Origin of the sequence: Candidatus Sphingomonas colombiensis (assembly GCA_029202845.1) — a bacterium.
GTDB lineage: Bacteria > Pseudomonadota > Alphaproteobacteria > Sphingomonadales > Sphingomonadaceae > Sphingomonas > Sphingomonas colombiensis.
In genome coordinates, this window is the sequence record CP119315.1 from 1,360,055 (window position 1) to 1,377,682 (window position 17,628).

Here is a 17,628-nt window from a genome sequence, read left to right on the forward strand (position 1 = left end):
CTCAGCGCGCCTTCCAGACGGGCGCGCGCTTCTCGGCGAACGCTTTGGGCCCTTCGCGCGAATCCTCGCTGGTGAAGACCACCATCGTCTCCTTGCGATTCTGCGTCCAGGCGGCTTCCTCACGCGCCACCTTGCCGTCGACGATGCCCTGCGCCATCCGCTTCGATGCCTGCACCGAAAGCGGCGCGTTGACCGCGATCCGCTCGGCCAGCGCGAAAGCGGTGTCGAGCAGCGCCTCGCGCGGGGCGACGGCGTTGATCAGACCAAGCTCCAGCGCGCGCTGCGCGGTGATCGGCTCGCCGGTCAGGATCATCTCCATCGCGATCTTCTTCGGCAATTGTTCGGGCAGGCGGAACACGCCGCCGGCCGCCGCGAACAGCCCGCGCTTCGGTTCCGGCAGGCCGAATTGCGCGCTATCCACCGCCACCGCGAGATCGCACGACAGCGTGATCTCCAGCCCGCCACCGAGCGCGGTGCCATTGACGCAGGCGATCACCGGCTTGGAAATCGCGTGGCTGACGATCCCGCCGAAACCCCATGACTGCTTCGCCTTGTCGGCAGGGACCAGGCTCTCGCCGCGTGACAGCGCGACCAGATCGGCACCGGCGCAGAAGGATTTGTCGCCCGCCCCGGTGACGATCACGCAGCGGATTTCGGGATCGCCATCCGCCGCCGCCAGCGCATCGCCAACGCCTTCGTGGACGTGCGCATTGACCGCGTTGCGCGCCTCCGGCCGGTTGATCGTGATCAGCATCACATTGCCGCGCGTTTCGACCACTACCGCGTCATTACCAAGAGCACTCATGTGTTTTCCTTCAAGCTGCCTGTTCAATGATCTTGTCGGTGAGGAGCGCGGCGATCGCCGCCGCGTCCAGCCCCAGCCAGTCGGCCACCACGGCCGAGCTATCCTCGCCGATGCGCGGCGCGGGGCGTTGATCAGGATCGGGGAGATGCGCCGAACGTGTCGGCCGCCCCTAGACCATGAAAGGTGTGGCGATTAGCGGGTGCCGCGCCGCGCGAAACGTGCCGAGCGCCTGATATTGCGGGCTTTCCGGCATATCGATCACGCGCACCATCGCCCCCGCCGGAATGCCCGCCGCCTGCAACAATGCCATCGCCTCGCCGGGCGCGTGCGCCGCCGCCCATCGCTCCGCCGCCGCACGGCCCGCGCCGCCGGCAACCGCCCCTAGCGCCGCGCGATCGGCATCGTCGCGGATCGTCACCACGCACCATTCGTCGTCGCCGGCGCAGGCGAGCAGCCAGTTCTCCGTCGCCGCGCCGCGCTCCAGCGCCGGGCCCGCCGCGAGCGCCGCGATTTCCGCGCCTTTCTGCCCCAGCATCACCTCCGCCTGGCTCAGGCTCGCGCTACCGCCGCGCCCGGTGCGCATCCGCCGGATCAGCAGCGCCAGCACCGCGCACGTCCCGATCCGCGCCGCGACATGATCGGGATAAACGGTGATCGCATCGGAAAAACTTTCCGGCTCACCGGGATAAACCCATTGCCGCGTCAGCCCCGCCGAAGACCGCACCAGCGGACCATAGCCGAGGCGGCCCGACCACGGCCCCGTCGGCCCGAATGCGGAACTGTCGACCATCACCAGTCGCGGGTTCGTCGCCATCAGCGTCGCCTGATCGAAGCCGAGCGCGGCGAGCGTACCCGGCTTGAAGTTCGAGCAGAGCACATCGGCCCGCCGCACCAGATCGAGGAACAGCGCCTTGCCACGTGGCGACCGCAGATCGATCGCCAGCCCGCGTTTATTGCGATGCCCCGCCGCGAAGGTCAGCGAAACAGCGGCATCGTCGCGGGACTGGCGCTGGCCATCCGGGAAGGCGCCATTCTCCACCTTGATCACTTCCGCGCCGAGATCGCCAAGCAGCCGCCCCGTTTCGCCGCCGACGACGATCACCCCCATGTCGAGCACGCGGATGCCATCGAGCGGCACGGTGCCCGGCGGCGCATCGAACACCGGCCGTGCATCCGCGAAGCTTGCATCGCCGCCCGGCGCGGGCGCGGGGCCACGAATGCCGGCACGAACGCCATCAATCTCCACCGCGCCGTTGGGAAACGGCAGACTCACGCCCGACGCGATCTCGACCGGCGCGAACGCGTTGCGCGCGATCATCTGCGGCGTGGCAATCGCCTCATCGACATCGAGCAACCCGGCGGCGGGCACGCCATGCGCCTCCGCCCCGGATTCGATCTCCGCTCGTGTCTTCGGCGCGAGGAAGCAGGTGAAGGCATCGAGCAGCGCCGCCGAGCGATAGCGCACCATCAGCTTTTCCCACTCCGGCCCGGCAAATTCGGCCGGCTCGCCCATCCATTTGAACATGCCGCGCCATTGCCGTGGAGCGAGCACGCAGAGCCGGACGAAGCCATCGGCGCAGCGGAAGATCGGATAGCGATGGCGCTCGTCGCTCCGCCCGCGCGGCATCTTCCACATGGGCACGCCCGATTGCGCGCTGCCCGACAGGCCAAAGCCGGGATCAAGCGCCTGCATCGCCGCTTCGAGCAGCGCGACGTCGAGCCAGTCGCCTTGCCCGGTGCGCAGCCGCCCGATGAACGCGGCGAGCGCGAGATAGGCGATCTGCGGCGCGGCGGTCTGAAAGGTCAGTTCGCCGGGCGGTAGCAGCGGCGGCCTCCCCGGCAACCCCGATCGCGACAGACCACCGGTCAGTGCGTGAAGCACCGCGTCGCTCGCGCGCCAGTCCTTCCACGGGCCCTGCTCGCCGAAATCGCTGATCGACACCACCACCAGCGCCGGATTGGCGGCGCGCACCGCATCTACGTCCAGCCCCGGCAACCGCGCCTCGAGCAATATGTCCGCCGCCTGCGCCAGTTCCATGAACCGCGCCGCGTCGCGCGGCAGATCGATCGTCGCGGCGCGCTTACCGAGATTGGCCGCGATGAAATCGAGCCCGATCCCCGCCACCATATCGCCCGCGACGCGATCCGCGCCGCCACCGGTCGGCTCGACCCGGATCACCTCCGCGCCAAGCTCGCCGAGGAAGCGCCCGATCGCCCCCAACGGGCCGGGCACCGCATCCAGCACGCGTATTCCGATAAGTGGCAGGTCGAGTGCCGTCACGCCGGCCACGCCAATTCGCGGCGGGCCGCACTGCGCAGATAGAAATCGCTGAAGGCGCGTTCGTCGCCGCCCGTTGCCGCGACGCGATCATGCTCCGCAATCAGCGCCCCGGCGAGCCCCGCCCAGCGCGCGTCAAGCGCCGGCAGCGTCATTTCCCCGTCTCCGGTAGCGACATCGTTGAGTAGCGCACGCATCTCAGCGATATCGGCGATCCGCCACGCGGCTGCCTTTTCGGTTTCCTGCGCGGCGAGCAGCGCCATCAGCCCGGTGCCGGCGAGCATCGCCCCGCCGAAGGCATCGGTCGCACCCGCAGCCTGCCCCGCGCCGCTCGCGATCATGCCCGCGCCCGTCATGATATGGCCCAGTTCGCTCTGCACCGCGCCCGGCGGCTCCGGCGCGGTGGCGCGGCCCGCCAGCATCGCCGCGATCACCGCGTCCTGTCGCCGCCCGACATACCAGCCCGACAGCCCGAGGATCGGATCGGTCCGCCCGCCATCGACGAATTCGCGAAAGGCGGAAATCCAGATCGCGGCGCCCTTCACCGCGTTGAACAACAGCCACCAATCGAGCGCGGCCGGATCGACGGTCAGCCCGCTCGCGCTACGCCAGATCGCCAGCGCGCGCTCATTTGACGTCATGCCGCACGCACGGCCCGGCTGGAAATGATCCCAGATCGGGTTAAGCGCCCAGCCGAGATCTTCCAGCGGATCGCCGAGGTGCGCCATCTCCCAATCGAACATCGCGAGCATCCGGCCCGCGCCGTCGTGCATCATATTGCCCGAACGATAATCGCCGTGAACGATCGACAGGCGCTGCGCCGGCGGCGGCGGGCTGGCGCGCAGCCGCCGGATCGCCGCGCGCGCGATCGGTTGCGGCGCGAAGGCGTCCGCCTCGATAACGCCTTCCCAATAATCGAGCGCGATGCGCCAGCATTGATCGGGCGCGGGCATCTCTACATGGCCGGCAAGCGGCGAGCCGGCCGGATCATGCGCCGCGAGCCGGCCGAGCGCGCCGAAGAATTGCTCGCCCAGTGCCTCTGCATGGTCGCCAAAGCCCGCGCGATCGAATGGGCTCGCGACCAGCCCATCGTCGATCCGCTCCATCAGGAAGAACGGGCGTTCCAGTTCAGCCCCGCCCGGTTCCAGCACGATCGCGCCGGGAACCGGGACGACCCCGGCCGCGCTCTGATAGGCACGGAACTCCGTTTCGCTTTCGGTGTCGATCAGCCCGGCCTCGGGCTCACGCCGCAGGATCAGCCGCCGCCGCTCGCCATCGACGAAGGCGTCGAAGCGATAGGTCTCGCGGCTCGCCCCGCCGGGGATGCGCGCGAGATCGCGGATCACCACGGGGGTATTCCAGATGCGGGTCAGATAGGCTTCTATCGCCGCGCCGATCATTGTGCCGGATCCAGCACATTGCGGAAGCCGGACGGGGCATGCGGCCCCATCACCAATTGCTCCAGCACGCCCTTGCCCTTGCGGACCGAGCCATCGGGGGCGGTCATCGTCACGCCGACCAGCGCCTGAATGTGGAGGTGATGCGGCATCATCGGATCAAGCTCCGCCGGGACGAAATCCTCGCGCTCCACCGTCACCGCCTCGCCATGATTGCGGCCATGCGCCCATTTCGGATGGCCATAACCCAGCCCGATCATCTGAAAGGTCGCGCCGATATCGAAGGCCACCTTCGTCTCGCCGTTATCGTCGTGCAGCGTTACGGACGCGCGCTCGGCATGGCGCGTGCCCTTGCGCCAGTCGATCGCATAATCCGCGGCCTCGTAATGATGCTCGTCCGCCGCTCCACCGCCCGCGGGCCGCCAGGTCGCGCGGCGGTTCCAGAAACGGCCATGGGCATCGTCGTTGGTGTGGCAATAAAGGTCGCCCCCCTCGATCACGCACGGGCTCCACAACCAGAAGAATTGCGGCGCCATCGGCGGGCTGGGAGGCTGCGCATCGGGAGCGCCGATCGGCCGCACGCCCCACGAGCGATCACGCGTGCCGACCCAGCCGTTCACATCGATGCGGTTTCCATCCACCTCGATCCAGCCGGTATAACCGCCGTTCTGCGTCAGCCGTGTCACATCCATCAACACGCGCGGGCCGTTACGGCGGGTGAAGCGCGGTTCCTCCAGCGGGAAGGAGTGGCCGGTGAAAGTGATCTCGGCGCGGATCTTTTCGTCCGGCGCATCGACTTTCAGGCGGAGCACCTTGAGCGGCTCCACCACCTCGATCGCGATCGGCCCGACATGCGTGTCCATCCGCTCCATCCCCAGCCCGCGACTGGCATGGAGATTCACCTGCCGGCCGCCGACCAGCACGCAAAAGGACGCATCGATCACGTTTACGTGCGGATAGACGCCCAAAGCGGCGGCGAAGAAGCCGTCGTCATCGGCTCCGCGCGGATAGCCGTTGAAGAAATAGCGATCGTAGAAATTGCGGTCCGTGCCCGCATAAGCGACCGGCTCCGCCGTCTGGTGGATCGGATAGTCATCGCCCTTGGTCAGCACCATGCCAGCTCTCCTTCGGGATCGCGGTCTCATGCCGCATTGCCCCAGCGTGGACGAGCGCCGACGACCGTGTCAACAGTACAATAACAGAAGTTATGCCGCCATACGCCTCGCCGATGGAGCGCCACGCGCACCACGGACCAATCGGCCCGGCAAAGCGCCGGTCGGCTCGCCGTCGCGATAGGTGATCTGCCCGGCGACGATCGTGGCGACATAGCCGCGCGTGCGCTGCATCAGGCGCCGCCCGCCCGCCGGCAGATCGTGGATCACCTCCGGCGCGAGCAGGGTGAGATTGTCATAATCGATCACATTGAGATCGGCGCGCAGCCCCGGCAGGATCATGCCCCGGTCACCAAGCCCCACCAAAGCGGCGGTATCGGCCGCCTGCTGCTTGACCACGAACGGCAGCGACAGCTTCGGCCCGCGCGTGCGATCACGCGTCCAATGGGTCAGCAACGAGGTGGGGAAGCTGCCGTCGCAGATCATCCCGACGTGCGCGCCGCCATCGGACAGGCCGGGCACGGTATCGCGGTGGAGCATCATCTCGTGCGACGCATCGAGCGAGCCATAACCATAGCTCAGGAACGGCAGATACAGGATTCCGCGCCCCTCGTTCGACAGCAGGTGATCGAGCGCAACCGCCTGCGGATCGCGCCCCTGTGCAGCGGCAATCGCCGCGATCGTGCGGTCCTGCGTCGGCTCGTAATCCGGGCTTTCCGAGCCGAGCGGATACATGCCGGCCCATGCTGTGAGGTTGGCGGTGGCAAAGGGCCCGCGCGGATTCGGTGTCTCCGCGAACAGCCGTGCGCGGAACGCGGGATCGCGGAGCCGCTCGACCTGCGCCGCGACAGGCGATGCCGCGATTTCGCGATAGGTATCGTGGCCGCTGAACGGATTAACCGTCAGATCAAGCCCGAACAAAACCCCCACCGCACGCGCACTGACCTGGGCTTTCATCGGCAACCCGGCGTCGACCGCTTGCCCCAGTGCATCGAGGATCATGCGATAGGAATCGGGCGCCTGATGGCTCTGTGCGAGGCTGAAGCTCAACGGACGGCCCGATTTCTCGACGATGCGGCGAAACATCGCGAACTCCGCCGCCGCATCAGGGTGAAAATCGCTGACGAGTTGCAACACGCCCGCTCCGCGCCCGCCATTGGCGGCGGCGAGACCCATGGCGATGCCGGTCAGTTCGTCTTCTTCCGCCGTCAGCGTCGGGGTCGGCTCGCCGGCCTTGGTCCGATGGTTCAGCGTGCGGCTGGTCGAGAAGCCGAGCGCGCCCGCCTCCACCGCTTCACGCGCGATCGCGGCCATTTGCGCGATATCGTCCGCCGTCGCCGGCTCGCGCGCCACGCCACGCTCGCGCATCACGTTCACGCGCACGGCCGCATGCGGCAGCTGCGTCGCGACGTCGAGATCGAAGCGGCGCTGCCCCAACGCGTCGAGATATTCAGGGAAGCTCCGCCAGTTCCACGGCAGCCCGGCGGTAAGCACCGGATAGGGCAGATCCTCCACCCCCTCCATCAGATAGACTAGCCGGTCGCGGTCCTCGGGGCGGCAGGGCGCGAAGCCTACCCCGCAATTGCCCTGAACGACCGTAGTGACGCCGTGCCACGACGAGGGCTGGAGCCGTTCGTCCCATGTCGCCTGCCCGTCATAATGAGTGTGAACATCGACAAAGCCGGGGGTGACGATCTTCCCGCGCGCATCGATCTCCTCGCGCCCACGCCCGGCGACCCTGCCGATCGCCGCGATCACACCATCGACCACCGCGACATCCGCCTCGAACGGCTCGCCGCCCGATCCATCGACGATCGTCCCGCCGCGAATCACCAGATCCCAGGCTGCCTCGGCCATCACACCTCTCCTCGGATTTTCCCCGAGGGTGCGTCGCGCGATTCGCTAAGTCAAACGTATTAGCGACGACCGGCCGGAGTTCGCGCCTGGCCGCTTCAACGTAAACGCGCGCGTCAGCCCTGCGTCAGCGGTGCGAAGCGCGCCACCTGTCGGCCGATCAGCCGCAGTTGCTCCACCACCGCCGGGTCGCTCGCACCGCCAGCGTCATCGAACTTGGTGATCTGGCTGTTGATCGCGGCGGCGAAGGGCGTCGGCCAGCCGCGCAACGCGTGAACGATCGAGCGCAGTGCCGCGATGGTCGATCCGGTCGCCTGCCAGCCATAAGCGGTGGCGATCAGCCCGACCGGCATGTCCGCGAGATAGGGACGATTCTCATCACGCGCGGTTTCCTCAAGCAGATCGAGCGCATTCTTGACGAGGCCGGAGATGCTGCCGTGATAGCCCGGGCTGGCAATGATCACCGCAGACGCCTGCCGCACGGTCTCGACAAATTCGCGTTCTTCCGGGGTGCGTTCCGGCGCACGCGGATCATAAAGGGGCAGCTTGGCCATAGCCTCGCCACCGAACATCCGCGTCTGGAAACCCGCCTCGCATGCCGCATCCAGCGCGATGCGCAATGCGCGCTCGGTCGAAGACACGCCGCCGGTCGTGCCGCCAATCCCCACCACGAGCGGCCGATCATCGCCGCTTACCGCTTTCGCTTCAGTCGTCATCGGGTTAAGCCCTTCGCATGGCCCGGCCCCTTGCGGCAACTGTCTTATTGAAGTAACACGCTAATGGCCGACCGCCAAAACGACGATATGCATCCCGATCCCCACGATACCGGCCGCTTGCGCTACAACCACGCTCCCGCGGAGGCGCGCGCGCCGCTGCCCGCATTCGACGCATGGCACGAAGAGGGCGCCGAGCTATCGCCGGAATTTCCCCTCCACCCGCCGACCCGTCGCGCCCGGCATATCTGGCGCTGGACGGTACGTGGCATGGCGGGGTTCATCGTCCTGCTCGTGATCGCGATCGCCTGGCTTGCGGTTACCGCGCCCTTGTCGCGCTCATTGAAGCCGCCAACCCCGCCGTCGATCACGCTTACCGCAGCGGATGGCACGCCGATCGCCCGGCGCGGCGCGATCATCGGCGCGCCGGTCGATGCGGCGAAGCTGCCGCCGCATGTGCGCGAGGCGTTCATCGCCATCGAGGATCGGCGTTTTTATTCGCATTGGGGAATCGATCCGCGCGGCATCGCGCGCGCTGCCTGGGCCAATGTCGGCCATGGCGGGGTGCGCCAGGGCGGCAGCACGATCACGCAACAGCTAGCCAAGAACGCCTTCCTCGATTCGGATCGCACCGCCGGTCGCAAGTTGCGCGAGATGCTGATCGCCTTCTGGCTGGAGGCGTGGCTGACGAAGGATGAAATCCTCTCGCGCTATCTGTCGAACGTCTATTTCGGCGACAATGTTTATGGGCTGACGGCGGCGGCGAAACACTATTTCGGGCGTGCGCCGGACAAGCTCAACGTCGGTCAGGCGGCGATGCTTGCCGGGCTGGTCAAGGCGCCGTCGCGGCTTGCGCCGACCGGCAATCTCGATGGCGCGCAGGCGCGGGAGATGGTGGTAATCGGCGCGATGGTCGATGCGGGCTTTCTCACCAAGGCGGAAGGCGACGACGTTCAGCCGCAGCGCGTGCTCGCGAAAGAGCCGGCGCAGCTCCCCAACGGCACCTATTTCGCGGATTGGGTGCTGCCCGAGGCGCGCGATCAGGCGGGTGAGATTCGTAACGAGGCGGTGGTTCGCACAACCCTCGATCGCGATCTCCAGCGCACCGCCGAGCGCGTGATCCGGCAGGCCGGGCTGCGGCAGGCGCAGGCCGCGCTGGTGGCGATGACACGCAATGGCGAGGTCGTCGCGATGGTCGGCGGCCGCGATTATGCGAAAAGCCCGTTCAACCGCGCGACACAGGCACGCCGCCAGCCCGGCTCGACCTTCAAGCTGTTCGTCTATCTCGCCGCGATGCGCGCCGGGATGACGCCGGAGACGATCGTTGACGATTCGCCGGTCGAGATCGCCGGATGGAAGCCGAAGAACGACAGCGGTGATTATCTCGGCAAGATTCCGCTGCGCCGCGCCTTTCAGCGATCGTCGAATGTCGTGGCGGCACGCGTGACGGAGGAGGTGGGCGTCAAGAACGTGATCCGCGCCGCGCGCGATCTCGGCATCTCCACCCCGATCGCGAACGAGGCGACGATCTCGCTCGGCACCTCGGAAGTATCGCTGCTCGAACTCACCGCCGCCTTCGCCGGTGTCGCCGACGGGCGCTATCCGGTGCAGCCGCGCGGGCTCAAGGATAATAGCGACAAGCCGTGGTATGCCGCGCTGACCGGCGGCCAGAAGACGATGCCGTCTGGCATTCATGACGAAATGCTGGAACTGCTCGCCGCCTCGATGCGCGGCACCGGGCGCGCGGCTGCACTGTCGGTTCCCGCATATGGCAAGACCGGCACGTCGCAAAGCGGGCGGGACGCGTGGTTCATCGGCTTCGCCGGCGATCTGGTCGTCGGCGTGTGGGTCGGCAATGACGATAATACGCCCAATCCGGGGTTGCACGGCGGTGGCGTCCCCGCGCAGATTTGGCGCAACTTCATGGTTTCCGCGCTCGATCTGAAGCCGGTGGTGAAGGCACCCGAGCCGGAGGAAATCGATCCCGAGGCGGTGATCGACGACGTGGCCGACAATGTGCTCGCGCCGGTTGCCGGGCAGCTTCAGGGGCAGTTGCAAGACCAGTTGCACGGCATGGGGATCAATATGAAAGTCGGGCAGGACGGATCGGTCTCGATCGATCGCGCGCCATCCGCACCACCGCCGCCGCCGCGCCGCGAGGAGCGCGCACCACCGCCTGAGGGCCCCTCACCGCGTGAGTGATCCGCGCATCGATCAGCCAGGCTTGTGATCGAACCGGGAAATTCCGGTCGACAGCGCCTCGCGCACGGCTAGAGCGAATCTGCGCGGCCTCGGCCGAATGACACGGCCACACCAGAAGATGAGGCGAACCTGATGAGCGACGCGATCCGGCCCAATTCCACCCGTGCCGCGATCCTGATCCCGTTCGCAATCGTCACGCTGATCTGGGGCTCCACTTGGCTCGTCATCCGCGATCAGCTCCATGTCGTACCGGCGAGCTGGTCGGTCAGCTATCGCTTCCTCACCGCTGGCATCGCGATGCTGATCTGGGCGCTGATCAAGCGCGAACGGTTTGCGCTCGATGCGCGCGGCTGGGCCTTCGCGACGGCGCTGGGGGCGGCGCAGTTCGTGTTCAATTTCAACTTCGTCTATCGCGCGGAACAGCACATCACGTCCGGGCTGGTCGCCGTGGTATTTGCGCTATTGCTCGTGCCCAATGCATTGTTCGGCCGCATCTTCCTCGGGCAGAAGCTCGGGCGACAGTTGATCGCGGGTTCAGCGGTGGCGATGGCGGGCGTCGTGCTGCTGTTCATCAACGAGGCGCGCAGCGATCCGCACGGATCGGGCGCGGCGCTGGTCGGCATCGCGCTCACCTGTTGCGCGATCCTCTCCGCCTCCAGCGCCAATGTGATGCAGGCGACCGAAACGGCGCGACGCTATCCGATGATCCCGACACTGGCAGTGGCGATGCTGATCGGCGCCGGGCTTGATGCGATCTGGGCATGGGCGACCGTCGGGCCGCCGGTGTTCGAATGGCGCGTCGGTTATGTCGCGGGCATCCTCTATCTCGGGCTTGCCGCATCAGCGCTGTGCTTTCCGCTCTATTTCAACGTGATCCGCGTGATCGGCCCGGCCAAGGCGGCCTATTCGAGCGTGATCGTGCCGGTGATCGCGATGCTGCTGTCGACGCTGTTCGAGGGCTATCGCTGGTCCCCGCTCGCGATCGGCGGGGCGGCACTCGCGGGGGTTGGCCTCGTCATCGCGCTCACCGCGCGCAGGCCTGCGCGATAATCGGGATAGCGCGGCGTCCAGCCGAGCACGCGCTTCGCCTTGCCGTTCGCGACGCGACGGTTCTCCGCATAGAAACCCCGCGCCGCCGGTGACAGCACGTCGAGCGCGACCAGCGGCGGGGCGGGCAGGTTCAGCAGCGCGGCAGCATATTCCATCACCTCATTCTGGCTCGCCGGCAGATCGTCCGCGAGATTATATGCCCCGGCTGGCGCGTCGAAACCGGCGAGCACGCCGCTGGCGATATCGCTCAGGTGAATGCGACTGAATATCTGCCCCGGCACATCGACGCGATGCGCGGTGCCGCTCCGCACCCGACCGAGCGGCGAGCGCCCCGGGCCGTAAATTCCGGGCAGGCGAAACACCCGCGCGCCGCGCGCCAGCCACGCCGCATCCGCCGCCGCACGCGCGCCGCGGCGGCCGCCGCCGATCGCGGCACATTCATCCACCCACGCCCCGCGCGTATCGCCATAGACGCCGGTCGATGAAAGATATCCGAGCCAGCGCCCGCTCAACAGCGCACCGTAACGCGCCAGCACCGGATCTTCCGTGAGATCGGGCGGTACGCTCGACAGAACATGCGTTGCCGCCGCGAGCCCGGCGCGCACCGCATCCGCATCGTCGAAAGGGATCGTGCCGTCGCGCCCCTCACGCGTCGTTCCGAGCGCGGGCCAGCCACTCGCCGCAACGATCGCGCGCGCGGCATAGCCCATGCCGAAGACGAACAGGCGGGTCATCGTTGCGAGGCGCGCGGCCCGGTCATGTCGATCACCGCGCCATCGGCCCGTTGAACAAGGTGCCGAAATAGTCGCCCTTGTTCCACACCGGCCGCGCGTCAGCATCGGCGATCTCGCGGGCGATGCGATAATTGGCATCGACGAAACGCACCGCCTGATCCCACATGATCGGCTGCGTCAGATCGTCCGACGGGCGGTGGTAATGTTTCGACATGAAAGTGGCGACGGCCTCCTTTCCGGGGCCCTTCTGGCCGGGCCAGAGGAAGACGGAGGGGATACCGCGTCGCACGAAATTGAAATGATCGGAGCGCACGAAGATCGCCTCGTCCGGCATCGGATCGGGGGACATGGACACTCCGATCGCCCCCGTCGCGCGCGCGATCACTGGACCCAGCGTCGAGCGATCCCCGCCGAACGCGACCATATCCTCGAACTTATAGGTCAGGATCGGCATATCGAGGTTCACGTCCACCACGATCGTGTCGATCGGTACGGTGGGATGGGTGGTGAACCACGCGCTGCCGATCAGACCCTTTTCCTCGGCGGTAAAGGCGACGAACAGGATCGTGCGGCGCGGCGCCTTTTCCTTGAAGCGATTTGCCTCTTCGATAAGGCTGGCGATGCCGATCGCATCGTCCAGTGCGCCATTGTTGATCGTGTCGCCGCGCTCGTCGGGCGCGGTGATGCCGATATGATCGAGGTGCGCGGAGAGTACCAACACCTCTTTCGACAGCACCGGATCGCGCCCCGGAATCACGCCGACGACATTGGAGGAAGTCGCCTTGTCGTAGCTGCTCGCCGTTTCAAGCTGCACCATGCCGGGCAGCGGTTGAGAGGCGTAGCGCGGCAGCTTCTTCTTCGCTTCCTTCACCAGCGCCGGCCATTGCGCGCGCGCACCTGCGAAAAGCTTCGCCGCGCCCGTTTCACTGAAAGTCGCGACCGTCGGGATCGGCGCGTCCCCGTGCCCGGTCCCGTCCGGTTCGGCATAGGTCATGCGTGGCTTGGCGATGCGTTCGGCGGTGCGGGCGAAGGGCGTTTTTTCCGTGCTCCCCGGCGCGGCGAGCAGGATCATCCCGATCGCGCCATGCGCCGCCGCCGCCTTGGCCTTGGTATCGCCACCGCCGAGATAGGCGCGCTCCTCCGCATTCATGTCTCGCGGCGTGCCGGGGAGGATCGCGACGATCTTCCCTTTCACATCTACGCCAGCATAGTCGTCCCGCCCGCGATCCGGCGCGGAGACGCCAAAGCCGACGAACACGATTTCGCCGTTCAGCGACACCTTTGCCCGGCGTGGATCGGCAAGCGCGGCATAATCCGTCCCCGCCACCAAGGTTTCGGTCTTTCCATCGACGGTCCGCACCACGCGCCCGCTGCCTTCGGGGCGGTAGCTGACCAGCGGAACCGCCTGGAGATAGCCCCCCGCATCGCCGCCCGGCCGCAGCCCGGCGGCATAGAAGCGCGAAGCGACATATTGCGCGGCGATATCATATTCCCCGCTCCCGGCCTCGCGCCCCTTCATCGCGTCGGAGGCGAGGAACATGACATGCGCCTTGAGCGCGGCCTGATCCGCCGGCAGTGGCGCGTTGACGGCGACGTTCACCCCGGCCGGCGTAGTTTCCTGTGCGGAAAGGGTCACGGAAAGCGGGAGAAGCGCGATCACGGCCACGCGGGCCAGCAAGGGAATGGCTTTCATATCGGCTGGGTGACTATCATCCCGCCGGGTACACGCAAGGTTTCGATGGAACCACCGCGCGCGCCAGCTATATTTCCCCTATGATCGACGTTCAGACCGCCGCTACGCTTCCCGCCATCACCCGGCGCGAGGATTATCGCCCGCCCGCATGGCTGGTGCCGGAGGTGTCGCTCGATTTCGATCTCGATCCCGAGCGCACGTTGGTGAAGGCGCGCTTTCGCGTCACGCGCAACGGCACGCAGCATGCGCCGCTGCGGCTCGATGGCGCGGGACAGGCGCCGCTCAGCGTGCTGGTCGATGGCGTGGCCATCAACGACTGGCGGCAGGATGGCGACGATCTGATCATCCCGCTGACCGGCGCCACGCACGAGATCGAAACCGAGGTGGCGATCGCTCCCGATCGCAACACGCAATTGATGGGACTTTATGCCTCGAGCGGCAATCTGTGCACGCAATGCGAGGCGGAGGGCTTTCGCCGTATCACCTATTTCCCCGACCGGCCCGACGTGCTCGCCACCTATCGCGTGCGGATGACGGCGGACAAGGCGCGCTTTCCCGTGCTTCTGGCGAACGGCGATCCGATCGCGTCAGGCGATCTGCCGAACGGGCGGCATTGGGCGGAATGGCATGATCCGTTTCCCAAACCCACTTATCTATTCGCGCTGGTGGCAGGCGATCTCGCGGTCAATCGCGACACATTCGTCACGCAATCGGGCCGCGAAGTCGCTCTCGGCATCTGGGTGCGTTCGGCCGATCTGTCGCGCACCGGCCACGCGCTGGATGCGCTCAAGACGGCGATGGCATGGGACGAGCGCGTCTATGGCCGCGAATATGATCTCGACGTGTTCAACATCGTCGCGGTGGACGATTTCAACTTCGGCGCGATGGAGAACAAGGGGCTGAACATCTTCAACAGCCGCTACATCCTCGCCGATCCCGACACGGCGACCGATTACGATTACGACGCGATCGCCGCCGTGGTGGCGCACGAATATTTCCACAATTGGTCGGGCAATCGCGTCACCTGCCGGGACTGGTTCCAGCTTTCCCTGAAGGAAGGCTTCACCGTCTATCGCGATCAGAGCTTCTCTGCCGATCAGGGCTCTGCCGCCGTCAAACGGATCGAGGATGTACGCGGGCTGCGCGCCAGCCAGTTTCCGGAAGACGCCGGCCCGCTGGCGCACCCGGTGCGCCCGGAAAGCTATCTGGAGATCGCCAATTTCTACACGGCGACGATCTACAACAAGGGCGCCGAGCTGATCCGCATGATGGCGACGATCCTCGGCCCGGTGCGCTTCCGCGCCGCGACCGATCTCTATTTCGACCGCTTCGACGGCACGGCGGCGACATGCGAGGATTTCGTCGCGTGCATGGAGGAAGCGAGCGGCGTCGATCTTTCACGTTTCCGCTTGTGGTATTTGCAAGCCGGCACGCCACGGGTCTCGGCCAGTGTTGAGCATGAGGGCGGCCGCGCGACGCTGCGCCTCGCCCAGCATGTCCCGCCGACGCCGGGCCAGTCGGACAAGCAGCCGATGGTGCTCCCGCTCAAGGTCCGGTTGTTCGGCACGGTGACGGGCCGCCCGCTGACCGAGGAGCGGCTCATATTGTTCAACGCGACCGTCGAGACGATCGTGTTCGACGGCGTCGCCGAACGCCCCGCGCTCTCGATCAATCGCGGTTTTTCCGCCCCGGTCGTGATCGAGAGCGATCGCAGCGCGGCCGATCTCGCTTTTCTGTCGGCGCATGATGACGATCCCTTCGCGCGCTACGAGGCGATGCAGCAATTGATGCTCGATACGCTCGTCGCAGCGACGGTGGAGGGGCGCGCCGATCATCAGGCGGTGATCCGCGCGGTCGCCAACACGCTCGCCAACGGGTCGCTCGATCGCGCCTTTATCGCGGAAGCGGTGCTGCTGCCGTCCGAAGGCTTTATCGGCGATCAGCTGACGACGGTCGATCCCGACGCGATCTTCGCCGCGCGCGAGGCTTTGCGCCGCGATCTCGGCACGGCGCTCGCCGCGCAATGGCGCGCTGCCTATGACGCCGGGAGCACCGCCCCCTATCAATATAATCCGCATGCCAAGGGGCTGCGGCGGCTGCGCAACGTGGCACTCAACTATATCGCGGCGAGCGGGGCAACGGATGTCGCGCAGGTCGCGTTCGGCCAGTTCGAGGCGGCCGACAACATGACTGACCGGCAGGCGGCGCTAACCACATTGGTCAACGGCGAGTGGGACGAGCGCGAGGCCGCGCTCGACATCTTCTACAATCGCTACGCCGATAATCCGTTGGTGCTGGACAAATGGTTCCAGACGCAGGCGCTATCGACACGCGCCGATACGCCAGCGGCAGTGACGCAACTGGCCGAGCATCCCGATTTCACGCTCTCCAACCCCAATCGCGCGCGCAGCCTGATCGGCGCGTTCAGCGTCAACCAGCGCGCGTTCAATGCCGCCGACGGGGGCGGCTATCGCTTCGTCGCCGACCAACTGATCGCGCTCGACCGGCTCAACCCGCAGACTGCCGCCAAGCTGCTGCCGCCTCTTGGCCGCTGGCGCCGTTTCGATGCGGGTCGCGCCGCACTGATGAAGGCCGAGCTGGAACGGATCGTCGCCACGCCGGGGCTGTCGAAGGATCTGTTCGAGCAGGCGTCGAAGAGTCTCGAAGAGTAAACGCGGGGCCGTGCATAAACCCCTTTGAGGGGGGTCGGCTTCGGCTTCAGAACATTCGCCCGCCGTCCGGCACCTTTTCGCTCGGGCCGATCAGCACGACGTTGCCGTCCGCATCGGGGAAGCCGAGCGTCAGCACCTCGCTCATCATCGGGCCGATCTGACGGGGCGGGAAGTTGACCACCGCTGCCACCTGCCGCCCGACGAGCTGCTCCGGGGTATAATGTTCGGTGATCTGCGCGGAGGATTTCCTGAGCCCCAGCGTCGGCCCGAAATCGATCGTCAGCTTGAACGCGGGCTTGCGCGCCTTGGGGAATGGATCGGCGGCAACAATCGTGCCGACGCGGATATCGACCCGCAGGAAATCGTCGAAACCGATCGTGTCGGCGGCCGCGGCCGCCGGATCATGCGCCATGTGCATCAGAAATCCGGATTCTCGTAATAGGATGGCGGCTCGATCCCGCGCATCCGCTCGGCGAGCAATGGACGGAAGCTGCGCCGGCTCTTGAACGCGGAATACCACGCCTTGGCGTGCGTATGCCCGCTCCAGTCGATTCCGCCGAGATAGTCGGCGACCGAAATCTGCGCTGCGGCCGCCAAGTCGGCCAAGCTGATCGTCGCCCCGCCCATCCATTTGCGATGATCGAGCAGGAAATCGATATAATCGAGGTGGCCGATGGCGGATTTCATCGCCTCGCGCAGACGCGACGCATCGGGCGACGCGCGGTGGACGATCCGCTTGATCATCCGCTCCTGCAACAACGGCCCGGTGACATCGCGATAGAAATGACCGTCGAACCACGTCACCAGCCGGCGAATCTCGGCACGGTTCGCGGCCGTGCCGTTGATCATCTGCACCTTGTCGACCGTTTCCTCGAAATATTCGCAGATCGCCATCGAATCGATCAGCAGGATATTCCGGGTCGGGTCGGCCATCACCGGGGTCTGCCCGGCGGGATTCATGTCGACGAATTCGTCGCGCCGCGCCCATGGCTCCTCGGGCACCAGCTCATAGCCGACGTCCTTTTCATTGAGCAGCGCGCGGACCTTGCGGGTGAAGGGACACAAGGTGAATTGGTAAAGCTGCCACATGCGACCATCCATAAGCCGAGCGACGGCGG

The 17,628-nt window shown here is 66.6% G+C and carries 13 protein-coding genes; 3 read left to right on the forward strand and 10 right to left on the reverse strand.

All coding sequences use genetic code 11. The annotated features are described in order from the left end of the window. Position 1: 1 nt before the first annotated feature. The 6 genes from P0Y64_06445 to P0Y64_06470 all read right to left on the reverse strand — a co-directional run bounded on the left by P0Y64_06445 (position 2) and on the right by P0Y64_06470 (position 8,162). Positions 2-805, reverse strand: coding sequence for a crotonase/enoyl-CoA hydratase family protein (locus P0Y64_06445; GenBank protein ID WEK44432.1), 804 nt, complete (start codon positions 803-805; stop codon positions 2-4). A 169-nt stretch (positions 806-974) separates the two neighbouring features. Further along, positions 975-3,086, reverse strand: coding sequence for a CoA transferase (locus P0Y64_06450; protein ID WEK44433.1), 2,112 nt, complete (start codon positions 3,084-3,086; stop codon positions 975-977). Further along, positions 3,083-4,483 carry a phosphotransferase family protein gene (locus P0Y64_06455; GenBank protein WEK44434.1) on the reverse strand — a complete coding sequence of 467 codons (1,401 nt, stop codon included), beginning with the start codon at positions 4,481-4,483 and terminating at the stop codon, positions 3,083-3,085. The genes P0Y64_06450 and P0Y64_06455 overlap by 4 nt, the downstream gene beginning before the upstream one ends. After that, entirely contained in the window at positions 4,480-5,595 is a 1,116-nt protein-coding gene (locus P0Y64_06460; GenBank protein WEK44435.1) for a hypothetical protein, read from the reverse strand. The genes P0Y64_06455 and P0Y64_06460 overlap by 4 nt, the downstream gene beginning before the upstream one ends. A 90-nt stretch (positions 5,596-5,685) precedes the next feature. Then, the gene (locus P0Y64_06465) at positions 5,686-7,449 is read right to left on the reverse strand and encodes an amidohydrolase family protein (GenBank protein WEK44436.1); all 1,764 of its coding nucleotides are present in this window, start codon (positions 7,447-7,449) and stop codon (positions 5,686-5,688) included. A gap of 113 nt (positions 7,450-7,562) precedes the next feature. Beyond that, positions 7,563-8,162, reverse strand: coding sequence for an NAD(P)H-dependent oxidoreductase (locus P0Y64_06470; protein WEK44437.1), 600 nt, complete (start codon positions 8,160-8,162; stop codon positions 7,563-7,565). Positions 8,163-8,225: 63 nt separating this feature from the next. On the opposite strand from P0Y64_06470, the gene P0Y64_06475 reads away from it, so the two are divergent. Beyond that, complete coding sequence (locus P0Y64_06475) at positions 8,226-10,361, forward strand: transglycosylase domain-containing protein (GenBank protein WEK44438.1); 2,136 nt, start codon at positions 8,226-8,228, stop codon at positions 10,359-10,361. A gap of 132 nt (positions 10,362-10,493) precedes the next feature. Further along, positions 10,494-11,411 (forward strand): EamA family transporter, encoded by a 918-nt coding sequence (locus P0Y64_06480; protein WEK44439.1) that lies wholly within the window; start codon positions 10,494-10,496, stop codon positions 11,409-11,411. Here P0Y64_06480 and P0Y64_06485 read toward each other — a convergent pair. Further along, positions 11,321-12,145, reverse strand: a complete 825-nt coding sequence (locus tag P0Y64_06485) for an NAD(P)-dependent oxidoreductase (GenBank protein ID WEK44440.1) — start codon at positions 12,143-12,145, stop codon at positions 11,321-11,323. The genes P0Y64_06480 and P0Y64_06485 overlap by 91 nt on opposite strands. 31 nt (positions 12,146-12,176) lie before the next feature. Further along, positions 12,177-13,838: a M28 family metallopeptidase gene (locus P0Y64_06490; protein ID WEK44441.1), complete on the reverse strand. Its 1,662-nt coding sequence runs from the start codon at positions 13,836-13,838 to the stop codon at positions 12,177-12,179. Between the two features lie 80 nt (positions 13,839-13,918). Between P0Y64_06490 and pepN the strand changes: the two genes are divergently transcribed. Next, a complete protein-coding gene (gene pepN, locus P0Y64_06495; protein WEK44442.1) occupies positions 13,919-16,510 on the forward strand; it encodes an aminopeptidase N in 2,592 nt (863 codons plus the stop codon). A gap of 46 nt (positions 16,511-16,556) precedes the next feature. Here pepN and P0Y64_06500 read toward each other — a convergent pair whose 3' ends face one another. Both P0Y64_06500 and P0Y64_06505 read right to left on the reverse strand, forming a co-directional pair. Beyond that, a complete protein-coding gene (locus P0Y64_06500) occupies positions 16,557-16,928 on the reverse strand; it encodes a tRNA-binding protein (GenBank protein WEK44443.1) in 372 nt (123 codons plus the stop codon). Beyond that, on the reverse strand, positions 16,928-17,599 hold the full coding sequence (locus tag P0Y64_06505; protein WEK44444.1) for a glutathione S-transferase family protein: 672 nt from the start codon (positions 17,597-17,599) through the stop codon (positions 16,928-16,930). The genes P0Y64_06500 and P0Y64_06505 overlap by 1 nt, the downstream gene beginning before the upstream one ends. Positions 17,600-17,628 lie beyond the last annotated feature (29 nt).

Excerpts from the sequence above, each read along its gene's own strand:
- P0Y64_06445 (WEK44432.1), bottom strand. The coding sequence starts at position 805 with ATGAGTGCTCTTGGTAATGACGCGGTAGTGGTCGAAACGCGCGGCAAT.
- P0Y64_06455 (WEK44434.1), bottom strand. The coding sequence starts at position 4,483 with ATGATCGGCGCGGCGATAGAAGCCTATCTGACCCGCATCTGGAATACC.
- P0Y64_06460 (WEK44435.1), bottom strand. The coding sequence starts at position 5,595 with ATGGTGCTGACCAAGGGCGATGACTATCCGATCCACCAGACGGCGGAG.
- P0Y64_06465 (WEK44436.1), bottom strand. The coding sequence starts at position 7,449 with ATGGCCGAGGCAGCCTGGGATCTGGTGATTCGCGGCGGGACGATCGTC.
- P0Y64_06470 (WEK44437.1), bottom strand. The coding sequence starts at position 8,162 with ATGACGACTGAAGCGAAAGCGGTAAGCGGCGATGATCGGCCGCTCGTG.
- P0Y64_06475 (WEK44438.1), top strand. The coding sequence starts at position 8,226 with ATGGCCGACCGCCAAAACGACGATATGCATCCCGATCCCCACGATACC.
- P0Y64_06480 (WEK44439.1), top strand. The coding sequence starts at position 10,494 with ATGAGCGACGCGATCCGGCCCAATTCCACCCGTGCCGCGATCCTGATC.
- P0Y64_06485 (WEK44440.1), bottom strand. The coding sequence starts at position 12,145 with ATGACCCGCCTGTTCGTCTTCGGCATGGGCTATGCCGCGCGCGCGATC.
- P0Y64_06490 (WEK44441.1), bottom strand. The coding sequence starts at position 13,838 with ATGAAAGCCATTCCCTTGCTGGCCCGCGTGGCCGTGATCGCGCTTCTC.
- pepN (WEK44442.1), top strand. The coding sequence starts at position 13,919 with ATGATCGACGTTCAGACCGCCGCTACGCTTCCCGCCATCACCCGGCGC.
- P0Y64_06500 (WEK44443.1), bottom strand. The coding sequence starts at position 16,928 with ATGCACATGGCGCATGATCCGGCGGCCGCGGCCGCCGACACGATCGGT.
- P0Y64_06505 (WEK44444.1), bottom strand. The coding sequence starts at position 17,599 with ATGTGGCAGCTTTACCAATTCACCTTGTGTCCCTTCACCCGCAAGGTC.